The 21,279-nt window shown below is 66.4% G+C and carries 19 protein-coding genes and 1 tRNA gene; 7 read left to right on the top strand and 13 right to left on the bottom strand.

Annotation, left to right across the window (positions count from 1 at the left end; genetic code table 11):
- Positions 1–38 precede the first annotated feature (38 nt).
- Positions 39–968: a PfkB family carbohydrate kinase gene (locus D9V32_RS09645; protein WP_121648691.1), complete on the top strand. Its 930-nt coding sequence runs from the start codon at positions 39–41 to the stop codon at positions 966–968.
- Between the two features lie 69 nt (positions 969–1,037).
- Here D9V32_RS09645 and D9V32_RS09640 read toward each other — a convergent pair whose 3' ends face one another.
- The 3 genes from D9V32_RS09640 to D9V32_RS09630 are packed head-to-tail and all read right to left on the bottom strand — an operon-like array spanning position 1,038 to position 4,878.
- The gene (locus D9V32_RS09640; RefSeq protein WP_121648690.1) at positions 1,038–2,471 is read right to left on the bottom strand and encodes an MFS transporter; all 1,434 of its coding nucleotides are present in this window, start codon (positions 2,469–2,471) and stop codon (positions 1,038–1,040) included.
- 38 nt (positions 2,472–2,509) lie between these two features.
- Positions 2,510–3,655 carry a zinc-dependent alcohol dehydrogenase gene (locus tag D9V32_RS09635; protein ID WP_220700683.1) on the bottom strand — a complete coding sequence of 382 codons (1,146 nt, stop codon included), beginning with the start codon at positions 3,653–3,655 and terminating at the stop codon, positions 2,510–2,512.
- On the bottom strand, positions 3,652–4,878 hold the full coding sequence (locus D9V32_RS09630) for an acyl-CoA dehydrogenase family protein (RefSeq protein ID WP_121648689.1): 1,227 nt from the start codon (positions 4,876–4,878) through the stop codon (positions 3,652–3,654). Before D9V32_RS09630 ends, D9V32_RS09635 begins: the two co-directional genes overlap by 4 nt.
- A gap of 128 nt (positions 4,879–5,006) precedes the next feature.
- Between D9V32_RS09630 and D9V32_RS09625 the strand changes: the two genes are divergently transcribed.
- The 5 genes from D9V32_RS09625 to trxA all read left to right on the top strand — a co-directional run bounded on the left by D9V32_RS09625 (position 5,007) and on the right by trxA (position 9,246).
- Positions 5,007–5,354, top strand: a complete 348-nt coding sequence (locus D9V32_RS09625) for an ArsR/SmtB family transcription factor (protein ID WP_121648688.1) — start codon at positions 5,007–5,009, stop codon at positions 5,352–5,354.
- A 250-nt stretch (positions 5,355–5,604) separates the two neighbouring features.
- Complete coding sequence (locus D9V32_RS09620) at positions 5,605–5,898, top strand: hypothetical protein (RefSeq protein WP_147440438.1); 294 nt, start codon at positions 5,605–5,607, stop codon at positions 5,896–5,898.
- Between the two features lie 61 nt (positions 5,899–5,959).
- Positions 5,960–8,152 carry a hypothetical protein gene (locus D9V32_RS09615; protein ID WP_121648686.1) on the top strand — a complete coding sequence of 731 codons (2,193 nt, stop codon included), beginning with the start codon at positions 5,960–5,962 and terminating at the stop codon, positions 8,150–8,152.
- Positions 8,153–8,160: 8 nt separating this feature from the next.
- Complete coding sequence (locus D9V32_RS09610; protein WP_121648685.1) at positions 8,161–8,826, top strand: ABC transporter ATP-binding protein; 666 nt, start codon at positions 8,161–8,163, stop codon at positions 8,824–8,826.
- 15 nt (positions 8,827–8,841) lie between these two features.
- On the top strand, positions 8,842–9,246 hold the full coding sequence (trxA, locus tag D9V32_RS09605) for a thioredoxin (RefSeq protein ID WP_121648684.1): 405 nt from the start codon (positions 8,842–8,844) through the stop codon (positions 9,244–9,246).
- Between the two features lie 118 nt (positions 9,247–9,364).
- Here the strand turns inward: trxA and D9V32_RS09600 are convergent.
- Positions 9,365–9,449: transfer RNA gene (locus tag D9V32_RS09600), tRNA-Tyr, on the bottom strand.
- Between the two features lie 150 nt (positions 9,450–9,599).
- On the opposite strand from D9V32_RS09600, the gene D9V32_RS09595 reads away from it, so the two are divergent.
- Complete coding sequence (locus D9V32_RS09595; RefSeq protein WP_030149239.1) at positions 9,600–10,088, top strand: YajQ family cyclic di-GMP-binding protein; 489 nt, start codon at positions 9,600–9,602, stop codon at positions 10,086–10,088.
- Between the two features lie 93 nt (positions 10,089–10,181).
- Here the strand turns inward: D9V32_RS09595 and D9V32_RS09590 are convergent, their stop codons facing one another.
- From D9V32_RS09590 to D9V32_RS09550, 9 genes are all read right to left on the bottom strand, one after another.
- Positions 10,182–11,432, bottom strand: a complete 1,251-nt coding sequence (locus D9V32_RS09590) for a Dyp-type peroxidase (protein WP_245982222.1) — start codon at positions 11,430–11,432, stop codon at positions 10,182–10,184.
- 77 nt (positions 11,433–11,509) lie between these two features.
- Complete coding sequence (locus D9V32_RS09585) at positions 11,510–12,070, bottom strand: copper chaperone PCu(A)C (RefSeq protein WP_121648683.1); 561 nt, start codon at positions 12,068–12,070, stop codon at positions 11,510–11,512.
- On the bottom strand, positions 12,067–12,822 hold the full coding sequence (locus D9V32_RS09580; protein ID WP_121648682.1) for a copper resistance CopC family protein: 756 nt from the start codon (positions 12,820–12,822) through the stop codon (positions 12,067–12,069). Before D9V32_RS09580 ends, D9V32_RS09585 begins: the two co-directional genes overlap by 4 nt.
- A complete protein-coding gene (locus tag D9V32_RS09575; protein WP_245982221.1) occupies positions 12,819–15,005 on the bottom strand; it encodes a bifunctional copper resistance protein CopD/cytochrome c oxidase assembly protein in 2,187 nt (728 codons plus the stop codon). The genes D9V32_RS09580 and D9V32_RS09575 overlap by 4 nt, the downstream gene beginning before the upstream one ends.
- Positions 15,006–15,133: 128 nt before the next feature.
- On the bottom strand, positions 15,134–15,754 hold the full coding sequence (locus D9V32_RS09570; protein ID WP_121648681.1) for a hypothetical protein: 621 nt from the start codon (positions 15,752–15,754) through the stop codon (positions 15,134–15,136).
- A gap of 133 nt (positions 15,755–15,887) precedes the next feature.
- Positions 15,888–17,465, bottom strand: coding sequence for an APC family permease (locus D9V32_RS09565; protein WP_121648680.1), 1,578 nt, complete (start codon positions 17,463–17,465; stop codon positions 15,888–15,890).
- Positions 17,462–18,346: a universal stress protein gene (locus D9V32_RS09560; RefSeq protein ID WP_121648679.1), complete on the bottom strand. Its 885-nt coding sequence runs from the start codon at positions 18,344–18,346 to the stop codon at positions 17,462–17,464. The genes D9V32_RS09565 and D9V32_RS09560 overlap by 4 nt, the downstream gene beginning before the upstream one ends.
- Positions 18,347–18,458: 112 nt before the next feature.
- On the bottom strand, positions 18,459–19,820 hold the full coding sequence (locus D9V32_RS09555; RefSeq protein ID WP_121648678.1) for a flavin monoamine oxidase family protein: 1,362 nt from the start codon (positions 19,818–19,820) through the stop codon (positions 18,459–18,461).
- Positions 19,821–19,846: 26 nt separating this feature from the next.
- Positions 19,847–21,277 (bottom strand): gamma-aminobutyraldehyde dehydrogenase, encoded by a 1,431-nt coding sequence (locus D9V32_RS09550; RefSeq protein WP_121648677.1) that lies wholly within the window; start codon positions 21,275–21,277, stop codon positions 19,847–19,849.
- Positions 21,278–21,279 lie beyond the last annotated feature (2 nt).

The raw sequence follows: 21,279 nt of genomic DNA, 5'->3' as shown, positions 1-21,279 counted from the left end.
CCGATTCGCCCGATTTACCCGCCCGCAGGAGGCATCCCGTGTCTGAACCCCGACTCATCTTCACCGGCAACGTCATCGTTGACCTCGTGATGAACGTCACCACCATGCCCGAGGCGGGCGGCGATACCGTCGCTCACGACTCCGACATCACCGCGGGCGGTGGCCTCAACACCATGGTGGCCGCCCGTCGTGACGGCCTGCCCGTGGTGTTTGCCGGGCAGTACGGCACCGGGCACTTCGGCGGCATCGTCCGAGAGGCCCTGCATGCGGGCGGGTTTGAGATCCTGTTACCCGGGCTCGGCGATCAGGACAGCGGCTACTGCGTGGCGATCGTGGACGCGAGCACCGAGCGCACGTTCGTCACCGTGGTCGGGGCCGAGGGGCACCTCACCCTCGAGGATCTGCGCCGTGCGGACACCACCGCGCGGGACATCGTGTACGTTTCGGGCTACAGCCTCGCCCACCCGGTCAATGCGGAAAGCCTGCCGATCTGGCTGGATGAGCTGCCCGCGGAGACCCGGGTGATCACCGACCCGTCCCCGCTCGTGACCGAGCTGGATCCCGCGCTCCTGGACCGCGTGTTTGCGCGCACCGACGTGCTGAGCGCCAACGAGCGCGAGGCCGGGCTGCTCGCCCCGGGCACCGATGCGCGCGGCGCGGCCGATGCGCTGCGGGCACGGATTCGCCCCGGCGGCACCGTCATCGTGCGCGAGGGTGCTTTGGGGTGCTGGGTTGCCACGGGCGACGCCGATCCGGTTCTCGTTCCCGGATTCGCGGTGGACGCCGTGGATTCAAACGGCGCCGGGGACGCCCACGGCGGCGTACTCGCGGCGGGTTTGGCCCGCGGACTCGACCCGGTTTCTGCCGCCCGCCGTGCCAACGCGGCGGCGGCCATCGCGGTGACCCGTCGCGGCCCGGCCACCGCCCCCGAGGCCGCGGAGATCGACGCGTTCCTCGCCGAGCGGTAGCCGCTCACGCATACGCCGCACTCCCGGATGCCCGCGTGGGCATCCGGGAGTGCGCTGTGTGCCGTCGGGTCACCCCGAGACGGGCGGGCGTGCGCGGCGCCGCAGGAAGAGCGCGGCCACGATGATCGTCAGCAGCAGCGCCGCGAGCGTCGTCAGCGCCCCCTGTGCACCCGAGGCCACCCGGGCGGCCTCCGAACCTCCCGAGGCGAATGTCGCCCCGATGGCCACAAATACGGCCAGGCCGATCGCGTTACCCGTGTTTTGCGCGGTGGCCCCGATCCCCGAGGCGGTACCCTGCTCCTCATCCGCGGTGCCCGTGCCCACCGCGACCCACATCGCCGTCCAGACGATGCCCTGGCCGAGCCCCGAGAGCACGATACCCGGCACCCAGGTGAGCAGGCTCGCCCCCGAGGCGACGGTGAGGCCAAACCAGGCCGTCCCGACCAGGCCGACCGCGGCCCCCAGGATCAGGGTGGGCCGCGGCCCGAACCGGGTGGTGGCCCGCCCGCCGATCTGGGTACCGACAAAGATGGCCGCCGAGGGGATCAGGAACGCCAGCCCCGTCTGCAGCGGCGTAAACGACAGTACGGTCTGGAACAGCGTGGTCATGAAGTACGGAATCGCGCCAAACGTGCCCATATAGAGGAACGTGATGATCGACCCGATGATCAGGTTCGGGTTGCGCACGATGTGGGCGGGCACCAGCGGATCGGCCGCCCGCCGCTCGATCAGCGCGAACGCGATGCCGGCGATGATCGCCAGTGCCGCGCCCACCAGAACCGAGGGATGGGACCACCCCATCTCGGGTGCCTGTACCAGGGCGAAGACGGCGAGGGTCGCCGCCGCGGTGATGGTGATCGCGCCGGGGATATCGAACCCTCGTCGCACGGCCGCGCGCACCCCGATCGGGATGATCCGCCAGGCCAACAGCGCAACAATACCCGCGAGCGGAACGTTCACGAAGAACACCGCCGCCCAGCCGAACAGGTCGGTGAGTACCCCACCGGCGAGGGAACCGAGGGTCAGCCCGGACGCGCCGGCCCCGCCCCAGATGGCGAGGGCACGGTTTCGGGCGGGCCCCTCGGCGTGCAGGCTGTTCACGAGCGACAGCGTGGCCGGGAACAGCAGTGCGCCGCCGAGCCCCTGCAGCACCCGGGCGCCGATCAGGATCTCCGGAGACCAGGCAAACCCGCCAATCAGCGAGGCGATGGCGTAGATCCAGAGCGCCAGGATGAACACGCGCTTCTGCCCGAGGATGTCGGATGCACGGCCCCCGAGCAGCATGAACCCGCCCATCACCACGGTGTAGGCGCTCACCACCCACTGCAGGTTTTGTGCCGAGAACCCGAGGGAACTGGCCATATCGGGCAGGGCCACGAAGACGATGTTGATGTCCAACGAGATGATGAGCTGGGCGATGGCCAGGATGGCCAGGGCACCCCCCGGCGCGCGCAAACTCGCGCCGGGGGTGGGGCCCGATCCGGGCCCGGGAGTTGTGGTCATTCGGTGACGTTCCTTCACGTATTGCGTTGATGGTGAGGCTAGATGGTGGATGGAACGTATTCGAGGAGCCTTCGGGCATGCGACCTCTCCCCGGCCCCCTCCCGGAAATCAACCACGGTCTTCTGATCGGTTGTCTCGCGGTAGGTGTTCAGGATGTGCTGGAGCTCCTCGATATCGCTGAAGGCGCACACCCGCGTCCCGAGCCGCGCGCCGTCCACCACCCCGCGCTCAAGCAACCGCATTGCGGTCCGGATGACGTGGGCGGTATGGCGCATCGGGAAGCTCGACACACAGAAGGGCGCGGCCGCGATGGTCAGCCCCTTGGCCAGGATCAGCCAGTTGTCGAAGAGCTGCTTATCCTGCGAGGCTCCGTAGAGGATGTAGCGGCCGCGCGGTCGAAGCTTGCGCATCGCCAACTGTCGCGGATCGTTTTCGATCGTGGTGGGTATCGTCGGCAGGGTGTCAAAGACGTAGTCGTAGCCGTTGTCCGGTTTCTCGGCGGCCAGTTCATCCGGAGTCCAGGCCCGATCGGAGAAGTGCTCGGTAGCGCCCTGGTCGCGCACCGGATTGGTGTCGACCGATTCGACACTGTGCGGTGCGAACACCGCGCGCAGGATGCTGCCCGCGATGATTCCGATCGGGCCCGACCCGAGGATCAGGATGCGATCGCCGATGGCGGGCGGGTTTGTGAGGATCGAGCGCAGCGCCCCGGTGGTCGGCTCGATGAAGGGGGCCACCAGATCGTCGAGCGTATCCGGCACCCGTACGGCCGCGGCACGCCTGTCGTCATAGAAGTGCCGATCGGAGAGGAAGGAGTCCTCGAAGTCCTGCCCGGAAAAAACCGGGCGGAGACTCCGATACTCGGCGAAGCCAGCGAAGTCGGTTTGGCCCCAGTAGACCACCCGGTCACCGATCTGCACGTCGCCCCGGAATGCCTCACCCAGTTCAACGACCTCGCCCAGAAACTCATGGCCGAGCACGATGGGGTACGTTTCGGGGCGCAGGTGTCCCTCGAAATAGGACACGTCGGTCGCACAGATCGAGACGCACCTGGTTCTGAGGAGCAGCCCGTCCGAGGAGGTTTCGGGCAGGGGTAACCGCACGAGTGCCGTCTCCCGCGGCGCGTTGAGCTGAAGTGCGTGCATGGTGGCCGGCCGGGTGGCGGCACCCAGAGGGGCGCTCATTTACGCACCAGCAGCGGGCCTCCGAGCAGGTACTGTCCAACCATTTCCAGGTTGGATGCCGAGAGGGTGATGTGCTTGGTTGCCGTGTGGACGTCGCGCAGCGCGCGTTCCAGGCGGGAGCCCGCAAATACCGAGCTTGATCCCGAGAGCTCGATGACGATCCCGACGGCGGATTTGGTGCTTTCGGCCACGGCCGCGGCGGTGATTCGCACCAACGCGCTCAGGCCGGCGCCCCCGGGCTCGCCGCGGGCTTCCACCTCCGCAGCCGCGCGTTCCAGCCCGGCCCGAGCGAACAGCAGCAGGGCCTCGGCCCGCGCCAATCGTTCCTGCACCACTCCCGAGCGGGCGAGCGACGTGGCGGCCCCGGCGGGGGTCTTGGTGGCGGCGAGTTGGATGAACGTGGTGACGGCGTCCTCGGCGATGCCGAGTGCGGTGGCCGAGGAGGTGAACGGGCCGAAGTCGTGATAGGCGATGGGGTATCCTCGGCTCTCCCGCCTGGGCGGTGGACGCAGAAGGTCCTCACCGGCGACCGCACGCTCCCTGGGCACCCGAACCTCCGAAATGGTGAAGTCGGCGCTGGCCGTGCCGCGAAGCCCCAGGCTGTACCAGGTGTCGAGCAGGGTTACCGCGGATCGCGGCACAAACAGGTGCACGATCTCTGGATTGCCCGTCGCGTCTCGCTCCGTGACTCCGCCGACATCGAGCACCCGCGCGGCCGCAACAAACCATTCGGCGTGAGGCGATCCGCTGGCAAGACCCCAGCGCCCCGACAGGAGGTAGTCTCCCGATTCGGTGCGAACGGCACGGCCGGTGGGGTTGACCGAGCCGATCACGAGCCGGTCGTGGGTCGAGAAGATCTCGCGGGCCACCGGTTCTGCGAGGTAGTCGGAGAATCTTCCGATTGCGCCCTGCACCCCGATCTGCCAGGAGATCGAGGCGTCGTGGGCCGCGAGGGCGGTGAGCAGGTGCAGGCCCGTGGTGAGGGAGAGCCCCGCGCCGCCGAGCGCCGGTGCGACCCACATCCTGGTGAGACCGGCCGCGACGAGCGCCCGGTGAACCTCTTCGGAGCTGGCGCGGTTGGCCTCGGTCTCGTCGCGGGCGGCCTCGACCACCGCAAACACCGGTTCGAGGTGTTCCAGCCAGCGGGTGGTTTCGGGGTCTGGATCACCGCCGAGAGCACGAATCGTGGGTGGGGTGAAAGCAAAAGCTGCTGCTGCGCCCATGGCGGGCCTTCTTCCTCCGGGTGGCGACGCCGTCGGTCGGCGTCTACCCGGTTCCCATCCTGCTTTGGACTACAGTTCTAGTCAATTAGTCTCAAGATATATTTCGATTGGAGTAGTACAGTAGCCCCATGCTGCACGCCCCGGATCGCACCCAGATTGATCTCGCCGATGTCCTGAATGCGCTCGGATCACCGCTTCGGCTTGCTATCGTGCAGCGCCTCGCGGACGGCAGCGAGCGGCGCTGCGGAAGCCTGGTTCAGGGGGTATCGAAGTCCACCCTGACGCACCACTGGCGCGTTTTGCTTGCCGCCGGGGTCATCACTCAGCGACCCTCCGGTCGTGAAAACCTGCTCTCGCTCCGCCGAGCGGATCTCGACGCCCGCTTCCCCGGGCTCCTCGATTCCGCGCTGACCGCGCTCACGGCCGATCCGGCCAGCCGAGAGCGCATCGCAGCCTTCGATCCGACGGACATCTAGGACAACTCGCGACGCTCCCCCGGCTGCTGTCGAGGCACGCGCACCGGCCCTCGCGGACATCCCGGCCACGTTTGGGCCGATTCGTGGACGGCGCTCGGAAGGCCACGTAACGTGGGGCGCACCAGGCCAAGGCTCAACTGTCAATCGCTCGGTGATGTACCCACTCAGTCCCCCCGCTGAACCGAGTAAGGATCCACACAGCGCGTTGATGGTGAGGTTGAGGCAAATCAATCAAACGCAGGGGGCAACAATGAAATCCATCAAGAAGTTACTCGTGACCGTGCTATTCACCACAGGTCTGGTGGCGAGTGGTGCCGGGGTAGCGCAAGCAGCAACCGTGTATTACAAGGGTTCCGCGATTAGTTGGGATTCTGGCGTTACGTGGAATCGTTACAGTTACTCAACAGTGCAGTCTGGTGTCTACGACCACAGCGCCACCGCAAACACCACATTCTCTGGCTGGAAAAAGCCCGGAGTACGTGCTCATGCACAGCAGTTTGTGGGCTTCAACTCCGCTACGGCCTACTGGAACGCTCGAGGCTAACAATGCTAATAGCTAGTATTGCCTCGGCCGCTCCGGGATTGAAAGCTTCTCGGTAGGGCTGGTGTCCTTCTGGTCAAAGCTCTCAGGCTTCGTACTCGTTGTGCTGATCGGGGTGCTCGCCAGCGTGCTGCTGGTGCTCAGCCAGGCTAACCGGCTGCAGCAGGCGGTCGAACAGTTTCCGATCGGTGCAACCCCGATCTCCCTGCAGGGCGTCTCGGAGGAGGGTGCAGCGAGTGTACTCGCTGCCCTCGGTGAGTTTGCCGACGGCGACGGACGCGCGATTGTCCGGGTGGATCCGCAGTCGGCGGGTAACGAGGGGGGAATCACCGGGATGCGAATCGGCGTCGCCGCGAACCGCGAGGCTCCTCCGCCCGAGCTTGAACTCACCTCTCTCGGCACCACCCTGTTTGATACCGATGCGATCATCGCGCTCCTCAGCGGTGAACCCGAAGCCTCGCTCGGCCTCGACATCAACTCGGCAGACGTGATCTCCGCGATCCCCGAGTTTGCCTTCGCCCCGCGGATTACCGTGGTGCAGCTCCCCCATCAGCTCGACACCTCGGGAACGGCCAACGGCACCTACCGAGTCTTGGGAGCGACAGCGGATGAGGTAACCGGGCTACTGGCCGCCCTCGAATCCGTGACCGGCCAGTCTGCCGAGAGCATGCGCACTCCGATGCAGGGGCAGTCTACGAGCGGCGGCCTGATCGGGAGTATCCTGTTGGGTTTTCTCATCGCGGCCACGGTTCTGCTCCTGCTGCTCCTGATGTTTGAAACGTTGCGGGCCTTCCGTGTTCTCGGCGTGCATCTGCTGCTGGGAAAATCGGTGTGGGGCTTCTCGGCGGCCCTGTTTCGACCCATGCGTCTGGCCGCCGCCGTCTCTGCAATACTCGCAGTTTTTGTCACGATTTCGCTGGCACCGGGTTATCAGGTCACGCCGGAGCTCCTGTCGCTGGCCTGGGCTGCGGCCGCAGCGGGGGCCGCCCTGACGCTCGTGTGCGTCGCGATCGCGGCCAGCGCACTGATCCTCACCAAACCCGTGAACGCGATTCTCGGCCGCTACTCTCGGCGGAAACTTCTTCGAGTCGTGTCGGTGTTCTATCTGACCGCGATGGCCGCGTGTGCCCTGACGCTCATCTTTCTTGACGGCCCGATCCGGGAGGCCAACAGGCTTGCCGATGTTGCTCGTTCCTGGGCGGTTGTGGAAGACCAACAGATCCTGTACCGGATGGGGGCCGGCAACTTTCAAGTTGATGCCGGTGGGCGCTCAGCGCAGCAGACCGAGAGTTTCTACACCTGGTATGACTCCATCGCCGACAAACCCGGCGTCTCCCTCATCAAGACGGAGTTTTACACGCGGGAGATTCTGGACCAGTGGGGCGGATCGGATGCCGCCGTTCCGGAGCAACCGTTTTGGCACTTCGTCGCGTCTCCCTCCTGGCTTGCCGCGCAGAGTTTCCCGGTGAACAGCGACCTCATCGCTCGTGCGAAAGCCGGGGAGCGCGTCTTCCTGATTCCGGATAGTTGGCCGGAATCGACCTCCGAGGCGATGCGCACCTGGCTGGACGCGGACAGTCGCCCCTCCTATGAACCGGCTATCCGCACCGAGTACTTCGAAAACCAGGTGGTGCGATTCGAGGGATACACGCCCTCGCAGCCGCTGTTCACCTGGAGCCCGGATATGGACCTCCCGCAATCCATCACCGATCCGGTGATCCTCATCTCTACCCCGCAAAACATGGTGCCGTTTGAGAGTGAGAGCCTGCCTGCCGTGGGGCTCGACAACGGCTACATCAAGCTGAGCGCGGCCGCGGCGGCGGAGTACACCACCGGCGACTACCTGGCCGGGTTCGGTCTCGCAGACTCGGGCGTCGAGTTTCTGCCGGTGAGCGACTTCATTGCGGGGCTCACGAAGTCGATAGAGACGGTCGTCCAGCTGTTTGCCGGGGTGGTGCTGTTCCTCGTTGTCTTCTGTCTGGTTGCGCTCGTCTCACTGACCCGGCTGTTCGCCACCACCTATCGTGAATCCCTCGCGGTAAAGCGAATGCTCGGATTCTCGTTGACGCGACTCTTCGTGCCCGCGCTGGCCCTCATTGGCGGCGGCACGTTCCTGGCGATCGTTCTGGCGCTCGCCTTCCAGTCGGCGAGTGCGCTGTGGGGTGGCCTTATCCTGCTCGTCCTCCAGGCGGTGCTGATGGCGATGCTCGCCCGGCACTATGCGCGACTGCACCTCAGCACAACACTCACCGAATAGGAGCCACCGTGAATACCCTGCTCACCCTCGATGCCGTCACCAAGACGTTCGGCTCGCGGACGATCCTCGACCGCGTCTCCCTCGATGTTGTAGACGGTGAGTCCCTGGCCATCGTGGGGCCCTCCGGATCCGGAAAATCGACCCTCCTCAACGTCATCGGGCTGCTCGATGGGCCCACCTCGGGCGAAATTCGGTTCTCGGGAACTCCGCTCCCCCGCATCAATAGTGCGGCGGCTACCCTGCTTCGGCGAGACCACATCAACTATCTCTTTCAATCGTTTGCGCTCATCAGTTCGGCCACCGCACTCGAAAACATTCTGATCGGGATGCACGCGATGAGGGAGCGTCGCGCGGCAAAGATCGACCGTGCCATGGGCCTCCTCGAGCGTCTGGGGTTACTCGCAGTGGCCCAGGACAGGGTGGTGACGCTCTCCGGCGGGGAGCGTCAGCGCGTGGCCCTGGCCCGCTGTCTCCTGAAACCCGGGGAGCTGATTCTCGCGGATGAGCCCACGGGTGCCCTGGACTCTGCCATGGCGGAAATCGCGATCACGGAGATGCTGACCCTGCATCGGGACTTCGGCAAGACGCTGCTCGTGGTCACGCATGATGCCCGCGTTGCCCGGCGCTGTGATCGCGTGTATGAGATTGGTACTGGAATAACCCCCGGGGGTTAGTGGTTGGATGGGTACATGACTACCACCGTGATGACCGCCGATAGCCACGATGAGACCGTCACCGACGGCATCGTCCTGATCGATTTCTGGGCCGACTGGTGCGGCCCCTGCAAGAACTTCGCTCCCGTTTACGAGGCCGCCTCCGAGCAGCACTCGGACATCACCTTCGCCAAGGTCGACACCGAGGATCAGCGCGAACTCGCCGGCTCCTACGGCATCACCTCGATCCCGACCCTCGTGGCCTACCGCGATGGTATCCCGCTGTTCTCCCAGGCCGGCGCGCTGCCCGCACCCGCACTGGAAAACCTGATCGAGCAGATCCGCGGCGTCGACATGGACGTCGTGCGTAAGGAGTACGCCGAGCAGGTCGCCGCCTACAAGGCGCAGCAGGCCCTCGAGGCCGAGGGCGAAAACGCCTAGTCTCGCACCGCTACACAGGACGCCACCGGGAAACCGGTGGCGTTTTGTGTGTGGCGTCTCGACAAGACCCGCGCCGGACAAACAAAAATCGCCACCGGAAACCGGTGGCGATTTTTCATGGTGGTGGGTGAGGGATTCGAACCCCCGAAGTCTACGACAGCTGAGTTACAGTCAGATCCCTTTGGCCGCTTGGGTAACCCACCAAATGCGCGCTCAACCAACTTTTTCAGCCAACCGAAGGCGCGTCATTATTCTACCCACTGAGTAACGCGAATCTAAAATCGAGGGCGCGCACGGCGCGTTTCCCGGATTTCGGGCGTGTCGCACGGGGGCCGATCGCCTACACTGGACCCATGGCAGATTCATCTTTTGACATCGTCAGCAAGGTCGACAAGCAGGAGGCGAACAACGCCCTCAACCAGGCCCAGAAGGAAATCGAGCAGCGCTACGATTTCAAGGGCACCGGTGCTTCGATCGACTGGAGCGGCGAAAAAGTCCTCATCAAGGCAAACACCGAAGACCGCGCGCTCGCGATCCTCGACGTGTTCCAGACCAAGCTCATCAAGCGCGGCATCTCGCTGAAGAGCCTCGACGCCGGCGACCCCTACCCCTCGGGCAAGGAGTACCGCATCGAGTCCTCTCTGAAGGACGGCATCGCCCAGGACAACGCGAAGAAGATCAACAAGATCATTCGCGACGAGGGCCCCAAGGGCGTCAAGAGCCAGGTTCAGGGCGACGAACTGCGCGTGCAGTCCAAGAGCCGCGACGACCTCCAGGCCGTCATGGCACTGCTCAAGGGCAGCGACCTCGACATCGACCTGCAGTTCGTCAACTTCCGCTAGACGCCAGCTCGCAGCACGGTTCCGCAGCAGCACCGCGGCACCCCTCCACAAAATGGCCGCCGGCCGCATCCTCGATGCGACCGGCGGCCGTTTTTATGCCCCGAGCAGGGTCTCGCCGATGTATCCTCCCGGCGCACACCCGGGTGGAATCACAAACACCGCCGACCCCACCGGCACCAGCCACTCATTCAGCAGATCAAGCTCATCGAGTGAGCGCTGAATCGGCACAAACTGGTGCGTCACGTCCGCCTGGAAGCTCGCGAACAGCAGCCCCGAGTGCGAAACCCCGGTGCCAAACGGCGGCTCATCATAGTTGTATCCGCGGCGAAAGATGCGCTGCGAGGGGTCGGCCAACCGTGCCCGCCGAATGTGCGCAAACTCGGCGATGACGGGAAATCCCACCGCGTTCTTCGCCGCGAAGTCCGGCTCATCATGCTCCCTCGAACCGGTGAGCGGTGCTCCCGAATCCAGGGTGCGGCCCACCGACTGCTCACGGCCCTCACGGTCCAGACGATCCCACTTATCAAGATCCATCCCGATGCGGCGCAGCACAAACCCGGTGCCACCATGCGCCCAGGACGAGCGATCCGCAATCCACACCAGATCGTCGAAATCCCGGGTGCCCGGCACCGGATTCACCGTGCCATCGATCTGCCCGAAGAGGTTGCGCATCGTGGTCCCGGGCTTCTCCGACCCGCGGGCCCGTCGAAACCCCGGCTGATGCCAGCGCACCGTCGCAAAGCTTCGCGCGTCCTTCAGGAGCATCCGCAGCGCGTGCGCCAGGGTCAGCGGGTCATCCGACGCTACCTGCAGCAGCACATCTCCGTCCCCATAGTGCGGATCCAGGCGATCCACCGAAAACGCCGGCAGCGGGCCGAGCCACTCCGGACTGGGTTTCTCCGGCACCAGCGCGGCCACCCGTGGCCCGAACCCAAACGTCACGGTGAGGCGAGCGGGAAGCACGGCGAGCTCCGGTTCGGAATCGGCGAGCGCGGCGGAACCCGCGGTCAGCCGGGCCGCATCGTCGGTCAGGATGCGCATCAGGCGAGCCATGCCCGCGCGGTCCACATCCTCCCGCAGATCCAGCGCCACAAACGTGCAGTGAGCCTGCGGTTCGGTCGCGATCCCCGCCTGATGCTCGCCATAAAAATCGACCACGGCGGAGGCCTCCGCCGGTTCCTCGCGGGGAACCGCCGGGGCAGGCACGGCAGACGCGCGCCGCATCAACACATCGGCCCCGATCGCCGCGGCGGCACCAAAACCCGCCACCGCTCCGCCGAGGAGCAGCCCGCGACGACTCAGTTTCGAGCGCGCGCTCGTCTGCGCGGCGGAGGAATCCGCCACGGAGGAGTCACCGTGCTGCGCGCCGGGAGCCGAATCGAGTGGGGGTCGAGGATCGGGATTCTCCGGCGCGGACACCGCTAGTGCCCGCTGCCGGGAGTCGGGGCTTCCGACTCATAGGTTTCGTTCGCGCCCGCGAAGTCCTTGATCGGGACGGCCTGCTCGATCACCGAGCCGTCCATGAACGCCAGCGTCAGGGTCACGGTGTTCCCCGCGACCAGCGGCCCGGTGAGATCCATCAGCATGATGTGGTTGCCGCCGGGACGCAGCTCAAACGTGCCGCCCGCGGGAATCACGAAACCGCCGTCCTTCTGCCGCATCACCATCTGGCCGGATCCGTTATCCACGGTCTCGTGCAGCTCAACCATGCGCGACTCGGAGACGCCCGCGGCACTCAGCGTGACATCCTCGCTGCCGGTGTTCACGATGTCGCCGAAAACGGCCGACATCCCCTCGGTGGTGGCCTTGACCCAGGCGTCCGTGAGGGTCACGCCCGCGGGCACCCGGTGCACCGTCGCGGCATCCTCAGACGGGGACGCGGATGCACCGGCCCCGGGTGCCTCGGTGGAGGAGCAGCCGGTGAGAACGAGCAGTGCGGCGGCGGCGATGAGGCCCAGACGGGTGGAGGTGCGGGTGATCATGCGTCGTTCTCTTTCGTCGTGGGAGCAGAGTCGTTCTCACCCGGGGTGGGGGTGACCGCCGGGCGATCCCGACGTACAAACAGGCGCACGCCGAGGAAGATTATGGCGGCCGCGAGTGCGCCACCTACCCCAATCACGATATAGCGTGCGGGCGAAGAAGGACTAAACCATCCCCCTTCTTCGGGGGGCGTGTTGCCCGCGGAGGGTGCCGCGGTGCCGGGCGTTGCCCCCACACTCGGCGAAATTGCGGCGCTCTCACTCGGGGCGGGAGCCTCGGAAGCGACCGGCGAGGAATCCCCGGGCGCGGGCACCCCAGCGGGCGCACTCAGCGTAAACGGCACGACACCGGTAATCGGGTGCCCATCGGAGGACACCACCCGCCACGCGATCGTGTACTCCCCATTGGGCAGGCCCGCACGCACCGGCACCGACGCCTCGGTCCCCTCACTCACCGGCTCGCCCTCGGCCCAGTCGGTACCCGCGGCATCGTTGACGAGGATGCGGGTACCGACGTTCAAAATCGTCGCCGAGAACGTCAGGTTAATCGTCGTCGGGGCCACCTCCAGCACGGAACCCTGAGCGGGATCCGACACCAGCAGCTGATCGTGCGCCGACGCCGAGGTCGCCGGAAGGATCATGCCCGCGGTAAACAGGGCAACGAGCAGCACCAGCAGGGTCGCGGTGCGGCCGCGGGCGAGGGTGCGCCGGGCGGCGACACCCTCCGCGCTCAGGGTGTTCGGGACGATCGTCATGACTTCTCCTCGGTTTCGTATGTAGCGGTTTCGTATGTAGCGGTTTCTTGTGTATCTGTTTCTTGCGTTTCGGTCGTACCCGTGGTGCTGGGCTCACGCTCAAGCCCCTCCGCCACATCGCGCACCTGGATTTTCGCCAGGCGCGCGTTATAGGCGTTGAGTTCGGCATCGCCATCGCGATCCGCACGGCGGTCGTAGCGCTTGGCCGCACGCTCCTCGCTGCGCATCCACTGCACCACCAGCACGATCGCGACGATCACCGTGGGCAGCTCGCCCGCACCCCAGGCGATACCGCCGCCCACACCCTGATCGGTCAGCAGAGCGGCCTGATCGGTGTAGCGCAGCGCGGCCCACCAGCGCTCCCCCAGAATCTCGGTGTTCGACATGATCGACAGCCCGAAGAACGCGTGGAAGGCGAGGGTGGCCAGCAGCAAAATGAGGCGCAGCGGGTAGATGGGGCGGCCGGGCCCCGGATCCACCCCGATCAGTACCCAGAAGAACAGGTAGCCGCTGGCGAGGAAGTGCACGGTCATCAGGAAGTGGCCCTGATGGGTGAACATCGCCCACTCAAACCACCCGGTGTAGTAGAACACCACGAGGCTTCCCGCAAAGATGCCGCCGGCCACCGCGGGCATCGACAGCACGCGCAGATAGCGGGAGTGCACCAGCACGAGGATCCACTCGCGCAGGCCCCGGCTTCCGTCGGTGCGCGTGGGCAGGGTGCGCAGCGCGAGCAGTACCGGGCCACCGCTGACCAGCAGCGGGGGCACAAACATCATCAGGATCATGTGCTGAATCATGTGCGTGCTGAACGACACCTGAGCGTAGACGCCCGGGCCGCCGCTGGTCACATAGATGAGGCCCAGGCAACCGAGGATCCAGGCGATCATGCGGGCGATCGGCCACTCGTCTCCGCGGCGGCGCAGGCGCACCACGGCGCGCACGTAGAGCGCGATACCCACGAGCGCGGCGGCCAGCCAGAACCAGTCGATGTGCACCTGGGTGAGCATGTTCCAGGCGGTCATCGCCGGCGGGAAATCAAACCCGATGAGCGCGCTGCGCACGGCCTGATCGACCTCCCCCACGGTGGGCAGGGCCACCTGCGGAACCGGCGGAGCACTGCGCGAGAGCGCCACCGAGGCCCCCATCGCGATGGCCATAAACGCCACCTCGGCCACGGCCATCCGGATGAAGAGCTTCTTGCTGCCCGGATCCTGCCGCAGCTTCGGGATCAGCGAGGTACGATAGCGCGCGCCGGCGAGGCCCAGCAGCACGAGGATCACGATCTTCACCAGCAGGAGCTGACCATAGGCGGTGGTCCAGAGGTCGCTCAGCGCGGTGAGCCGCAGCGAGGCGTTGACCACGCCCGAGAGAGCCACCGCGGCGAACGCCCATCCGGCCACGATCGAGTAGCGCTCTACCACCACGGGGAAGCGCTTGCGGGTGGCGTTCCGGAACACGATCACGGCGATGAGGCCACCGACCCACACGGTTACGCCCACGATGTGCATCGCGAGGCTGTTCACCGCGTTCGCGTGTTCGGCGGTGCCCGCCGCGTGGCCGGAGAGCGCGAGCGGCAGCAGGGCGAGCACACCGATGGCGTTCGCGGCCGCGACCCAGGCGAGGCGCCGCGCAAACGTCGTGATCAGTGCGCAGATGAGAACGAGCACCAGAGAGAAGAGCAGCGCGATGCCGAGGTCAATGCCGGTGACGTAGAGGATGAGGTTGTTGAAGAAGGCGGGTGAGGTGATCGGCTCACCGAAGGTGTTCGCGGCGGTAAACAGCAGCACGCCGAGGGCGGCAAAGAACCAGCCCCAGGCGGCCCAGCCTGCCCAGTACACCGCGCGCTCCTGCACGCGGCTGACCCGGCCGGGGATGCTCTTCTGGCCGGGAAGGATGAAGGTGGCCAGCAGGAGCATGCCGATCGTCACGCTGGCAAAGAGGTCATGGAGGACACGGGCGATCGGGTTGCCCCAGAGCACAACGGTGCCCGGGTTCACCAGCGCGGTGTCGCGGGACAGCGCCCCGGTCATGGTCAGGCCCACACCGAGGGTGGCGAGGGCGAGGGCGATCATCAGCACGGGGGTCGCGACGGAGGCGACACGCTGACGGGGCGTGCGCGGGGAGAGCGCGCGCTCGGGAACGGGTGCCAGTGAGGCATCCGGAGTGGGAGTGACGGCCACGACGGGTGGCTCCTTTCACGGGAAAGACTCGGTGTGGTCAGGGACGCTCGGGCGGGCGCACGCGAGCGCACACGCGGCACCGACAGATCGGAGACACCGCGTGTTCGCAGGAGAAATGGATGGCTCGCCTAGGCGGCGAGTGCGTACTCCGGCGGCCCGCGATGCGCGAGCGTTGACACGTAGACACCGAGCGGGACCAGCGCGTGCGGGGTGTCCGGGCAGGCGGCCGCGCGGGTGCGGCGCGGCACCGCGATCGACACCAGGGCGCGCAGCCACGCGATGATCGACAGCGCCGCGAGCAGGAACAGCGCGCGCAGGGCGGCCTCCCCGCGATACAGCGCGAGCACGGTGAGCGCCGCGGCGAGCGCGTGCGCACCCCACATCAGCGGGCCGAGGTGCGCCGCGTGTTCGGCGGCGGAGACCGTGGCCACGATGTCGACATCAACCGGGGCGTGCTGGTGACCCGGGCCACCCATCGGAGGATTCTGTACCCGACCGCCGGCACCCAGCACAAACAGCACGTGGAAGAACGCCTGGCTGATCAGCACCGCGAGCGAGAGCCGCGTCGCGGAGAGCTTCCTGCCGGTGAGAAACACCGACACCACGATCGAGAGCACCAGCGGCACCAGGATACCCACGGTGCCGGGCATCGAGGCCCCCGCACCGACGTGGGAAAGGAGGGCCACAAACGTGGCGATCCCGGCGGCCAGCAGGCCACGGATCAGCCGCTTGCCGCGTGCGCCATCCATATCCGCCATTCTACGTGGTTGCGAGGGCCGCGCCCCGATTCGCACGATGACGGCCGATTTTGCACGGCCGCGATTGTCCCCCTCACGCGGCGATGCCCCGCCGGAAACCGACGGGGCATCGCTGGGTGATGATCTAGCGGCCGGCGTTGCGCGCGGCCTCCTCGATCTCGGCGTCAGCCTCGGCCGCCGCCTGCTCCTGGGCGTCTCCGGCAATACCCGCGGTGAGGGTCTTGCCGAGGAAGAAGTCCGGGTTGCGGAAGCGCTGGATGATCATGATGACCACCCCAATCAGAATGACCGTGATTCCCAAGACAAACACCAGTCCCATTCCGAAGACGCTCGATCCCGAACCGTAGGCCGGGTCGAAGCTGTCCACCATCGTCATCACAAACAGCACGGCGAGGATCAGCCCGCCGAGCCCCGGGAAGAGGAACTGCATGAAGAAGTTCCGTGCGCTCGTGAACCACTGCTTCCGGAAGTACCAGACGCACGCGAATGCGGTCAGGCCGTAGTAGAAGCAGATCATGATGCCCAGCGCGGTAATGGTGTCCTGCAGCACGGCCTCGGAGACGATGCGCATGACCGCGTAGAACACGCTCGCGCAGACCGCCGAGACGATGGTCGCGAATCCCGGGGTGAAGTACTTCGGGTTGACCTTACCGAAGCGCGCGGGCAGCGCACCGTAGTGGCCCATCGCGAGCAGGGTGCGGGCCGGGCCCACAAACGTCGACTGCAGCGATGCCGCCGAGGAGGACAGCACGGCGATCGAGACGATGATCGCGAGCGGTCCGAGGATCGGCCCGGCGAGGAAGAAGAATGCGTTCTCCTGGATCTCGGGGTTTTGCAGGCCGGTACCGGTGGTGCCGACGCCGGCGAAGGCGATCATCGAGACGGCCAGCAGGAGGTACAGCACCACCACGAGGATGACCGCGAAGGTTGCAGCCTTACCCGGGGTCGAGCGTGCACCCTTGGTCTCCTCGTTCATGGTGAGGATGACGTCCCAGCCCCAGAAGATAAACAGGGACAGCGACAAACCTGCGGCAAAGGCGGACATGCTGCCCACCCCGAACGGGTTGAACCACTCGAGCTGGATGGGCGTGAAGTCCACCGCGTCGCCGTCATAGGCGCGCACAAGCGCAACCACGATGAACACCGCGAGTACGAGGATCTGGAAGCCCACGAGCACGTACTGGAACTTCTGCGTGGTCTTCATGTCCCGGTAGGACACCATCGTCGCCAGCGCCACAAACACCAGACACGTGACCACGTTGATGATCGGGTTCTTGGTGAGCGCGGCGAGATCCGGGTTCTGGAAGATCTGCGAGAGCGCCAGATAGAAGAAGTCGACCGCAATACCGGCGAGGTTTGAGAGCACGATCACGGTGGCCGCGATCAGCCCCCATCCCGACATCCAGCCGAGCCAGGGCCCGAACGCCCGCACACCCCAGGTGAACGAGGTGCCGCTGTCGGGCATGCGGCTGTTGAGCTCGCGATAGCCGAAGGCCACCAGCAGCATCGGGATGAAGCCCACGAGGAAGATCGCGGGCACGTGGGTGCCCACTGCACCGACGGTCGGGCCGATCGCCCCGGTGAACGTGTAGGCCGGAGCGATACAGGAGATACCGATGACGATGGCACCGATCAGGCCGACGGATCCGGCGCCCAGGCCCTTCTTGGAGAGGCCCGGGGCAGCCTGGGTATCGGCGCTCATGATCCGGCTCCCTGCGAGAGGACCGAGTCACGCGGGACGACGCTCATGGGCACGGGCAGCTCACGCAGCATCTTCGATGCGGTGGACCCGATGAAGAGGTGGGCGGGGCGGGCAAGTCGGCTAGAGCCCACCAGCACGATCTCGTTGGGATCCCACTCAACCGACAGCACGGCGTCCTCGATCCGCTTGCCGGTCACGATCTCGGTGGTCACCTCGATGTCCGCGGGCAGCGCCTCGCGTGCCCCGGCCTGTACGGCCTCGGCGTGCGCGTGGGCTCGAGCCTGTGCTTCGGGATCCTCCGCACCCTCGGGCGCATCGAGCGCCACCACGGAGAGGAGCCGCAGCGGAATCTTCGCGGTGCCCGCGAGGTTCACGGCCGCGTTCAGGACGTTCTGGGCACCGGCTCGCAGGCCGATGGCCGCGGTAACCCGGGTGAGCACGGCGTTCGGATCCGCGGTTTCGGCGAACCCGGCCGGAGCCAGAGCCACCGGGACCGGGGAGGAGTGCAGCAGCGCGTTGGCCACCGAGCCGACACTGAATCGACCGAAGATGCCGCCTCCGGCACCCACGATGATCGCACGCACGTTGAGCTCCTCGGCTGCGAGGATCAGACCCTCGGAGAACGACTCGGCATATACCACGTGGTGGCGAGCCTCGATGCCCGCCGGCAGGGTGGCGATCGCCTGCACGAGCCAGCTCTCGGCCAGCTGGTGCTTATAGAGGTTGAACCCGGGAGAGGTGGGAACGAGCTGGTTGCGCTCCTCCCGGTCGAGAACCAGGACGAGGTCCAGGTCCGCACCGCGGGAGCGGGCGAGGCGGGCCGCGAGGGCCAGCGCATCGGCCCCCTGAGGCGTATTGGTATAGCCGACGACGTATCGCATGCAGAGCACTCGCTTTCTTCACTGAAAAGGGGAGTCTGGGGGCGGGGTACGGTTGTACCCCGCCCGAGGTATCACATCCTGTGTGCTGATCCGGTTCCGGATCGTTCGGAAACTACTGGGATTCGTGGCGGGCGATGATCGCCGCCGCGGTGTCGTGGCCGACGCGAATGGCGCCGTCCACGTGCTGGAAGCCCTCGGCCGCGAGGTCCGAGGAGGACCAGTAGATCGGCCCAACCGGGGTGGACTGCATCGCGCCGTAGCGCTCCAGCCCGCCCATGTCGAACGAGGTGGCGTACGCTCCGCGGGTCCACTCCTCGCTGCCCCAGTCGGACTCGTAGTAGACCACGGGGTTCTTCGCCTGCTCGCCGTAGTAGGTCGCGAGCGACTCGAGAATCGCGGCCTTGCGGGCCGCGGCATCCTGCTGGAAGACACCGTCGGCGTGCTGGTCGGAGACAAAGCCCACCAGGGTACCGCGGGGGTCCTCGTGGTTGGTGTTGTCATAGGCCTCGTGCACGAGCTGGTACGGGCTGAAGACGGTACCGGAGAGGCCGTCCTCACGCCAGAACGGGGTCTCGTACACCGCGTGCACCTTGATGACGAGGCCCAGCGACATGTGCTGGTGCATCTGGTGCTTGAGGCGCGGCAGCGGCGGCTGGTAGTCCACCCGCGAGTACAGGTTCGGCGGCACGGCCATGATCGCGAACTTCGCGTGCACGGTGATGCCGTCGGCGATCGCGGTCACCGAGTCCTCGGTGTACTCCAGGCGGCGGACCGGCTGGCTCAGGAAGACGTCCTCGCCGAGGTTTTCGGCCAGGCGCAGCGGCACCTGCTGCAGGCCACCGATCACGCGCTTGTCGAGGATGAAGTCCTCGTCAACGAGGTTCGAGAAGCTGCCCGCCGAGGCGGCCATCAGGATGGCCTGCAGCGCGGAGAAGGCGTGCCGGGGCTTGGTCAGCATGGCTTCGGCCACAAACAGGCCGATGTTGTCGCGGGCCTCGATATTGTCGGTGTTTTCCTCGAGCCAGGCCTGCCAGGTGATCGAGTCGAGTTCCTTTGCGCGCGGGTGCGCCCAGGGCTCGGTCGCCCCGACGCTCTCGGCGAGCTCGTCGAGGATCACGATCAGGCGGTCCATCTCGGCCGCGGTCTCGGCGTCCACCGGGAAGCGGTCACCGCTGTAGCGGGTGTGGGTTCCGTCGCGGCCGATGTAGATCGACTCGCCCTCGCGGTAGCGCGAGAAGGTGTCGAGCTTCAGGTTGTCGAGGGTTTCGATGAGGGCGGTCTGATCCGGCGAGACCCACTGTCCACCGATTTCGAGCATTGCGCCCTCGATGGTGTCGGTCCAGAGGCGGCCGCCCACCCGGTCACGGGCTTCGAGAACGGCGACCGTGAGTCCCCGTGCCTTCAGGTCCGTCGCGGCGGTGAGCCCCGATGCTCCCGCTCCGATGATGACAACATCGCGTGTGATTTCAGTCATGCTGTGTCCTTTCCTAAAACGGTCGACTAGCCCTCGAGGCTGGTCATCACGTGCTTGATCCGGGTGTAGTCCTCGAAGCCATAGCCCGAGAGGTCCTTGCCGTAGCCCGACTTCTTGAAGCCGCCGTGCGGCATTTCGGCGGCCAGCACGATGTGGGTGTTGATCCACACGCAGCCGAAGTCGAGGTCGCGGGCCAGGCGCATCGCGCGCGGGTGATTGGCGGTCCAGACGCTCGAGGCGAGGGCGTACTCGACATCGTTTGCGAGCTCGATGGCCTCCTCCTCGGTATCGAAGGCCTGCACGGTGAGGATCGGGCCGAAGCTTTCCTTCTGCACCACGTCATCGGTCTGCTTCACGCCGGTGATGACGGTGGGGGCGATGAAGTAGCCGGTCTCCCCCACGCGCTTTCCGCCGGCGGCCACGGTGGCGTGTGCGGGCAGGTTCTCCAGCACGGAGAGCACCTGGGCGAAGTGGTTCCTGTTATTCATCGGGCCGTAGAGGGCGTCGGGGTTGTCCGGGCCCGCGGTCACGGTCGCGTTGGCCGCGGCCACGAGTGCCTTCACAAACTCATCGTGCCTGGAGCGGTGCACGATCACGCGGGTGGCGGCGGTGCAGTCCTGACCGGCGTTGAAGTAGCCGGCCTCGGCGATGCCCTGGGCGGCGGCCTCGATATCGGCGTCCTCAAACACCACGGTGGGTGCCTTACCACCGAGCTCCAGGTGCACGCGGTGCAGGTTCTTGGCGGCCGAGGTGGCCACCGCCTGTCCCGCACGCACCGAACCGGTGATTGCGACGAGGCCCGGCGTCTTATGCTCGGTCAGCAGGGTGCCGGTGCTGGCATCGCCGAGCACCACGTTGAGCACGCCGTCCGGAAGGATACCGGCGGTGATGCGCGCGAGTTCGAGGGTGGACTCGGGGGTGGTGTCCGAGGGCTTCAGCACGATCGTGTTACCGGCGGCGAGCGCCGGGCCGATCTTCCAGATCGCCATCAGGAACGGGTAGTTCCACGGGGTGACCTGAGCGACCACACCGATGGGCTCGCGGCGCACAAACGAGGTGAAACCCTCGACGTATTCGGCGGCGGCCTTGCCCTCGAGGGTGCGGGCGGCACCGGCGAAGAAGCGCAGCTGCTGGGCACCGGTCAGGATCTCCTCGGCACGCACGGTCTCGATCGGCTGGCCGGTGTTGCGCACCTGAGCGGCCACCAGGGCGTCCTGGTTTTCCTCGATGGCGTCGGCCAGCTTCAGCAGGGCCAGCTGGCGGTCGGCCGGGGTGCTCCGACGCCAGGTCGCGAACGCGGTCTTGGCGGCGGCGAAGGCCGCATCCACATCCGATTCGATCGACACCGGGGCGTGGGCCACCACGTTCTCGGTGGCCGGATCAATCACATCGAGGACCGTGGTACCGGCCACCTCGACGAACACTCCGTTGATAAAGTTTTGCAGCTTCTCGGTCATGC

The organism is Mycetocola tolaasinivorans (assembly GCF_003667565.1).
GTDB lineage: Bacteria > Actinomycetota > Actinomycetes > Actinomycetales > Microbacteriaceae > Mycetocola > Mycetocola tolaasinivorans.
This window is presented reverse-complemented; position numbering and strand designations above follow the sequence as displayed.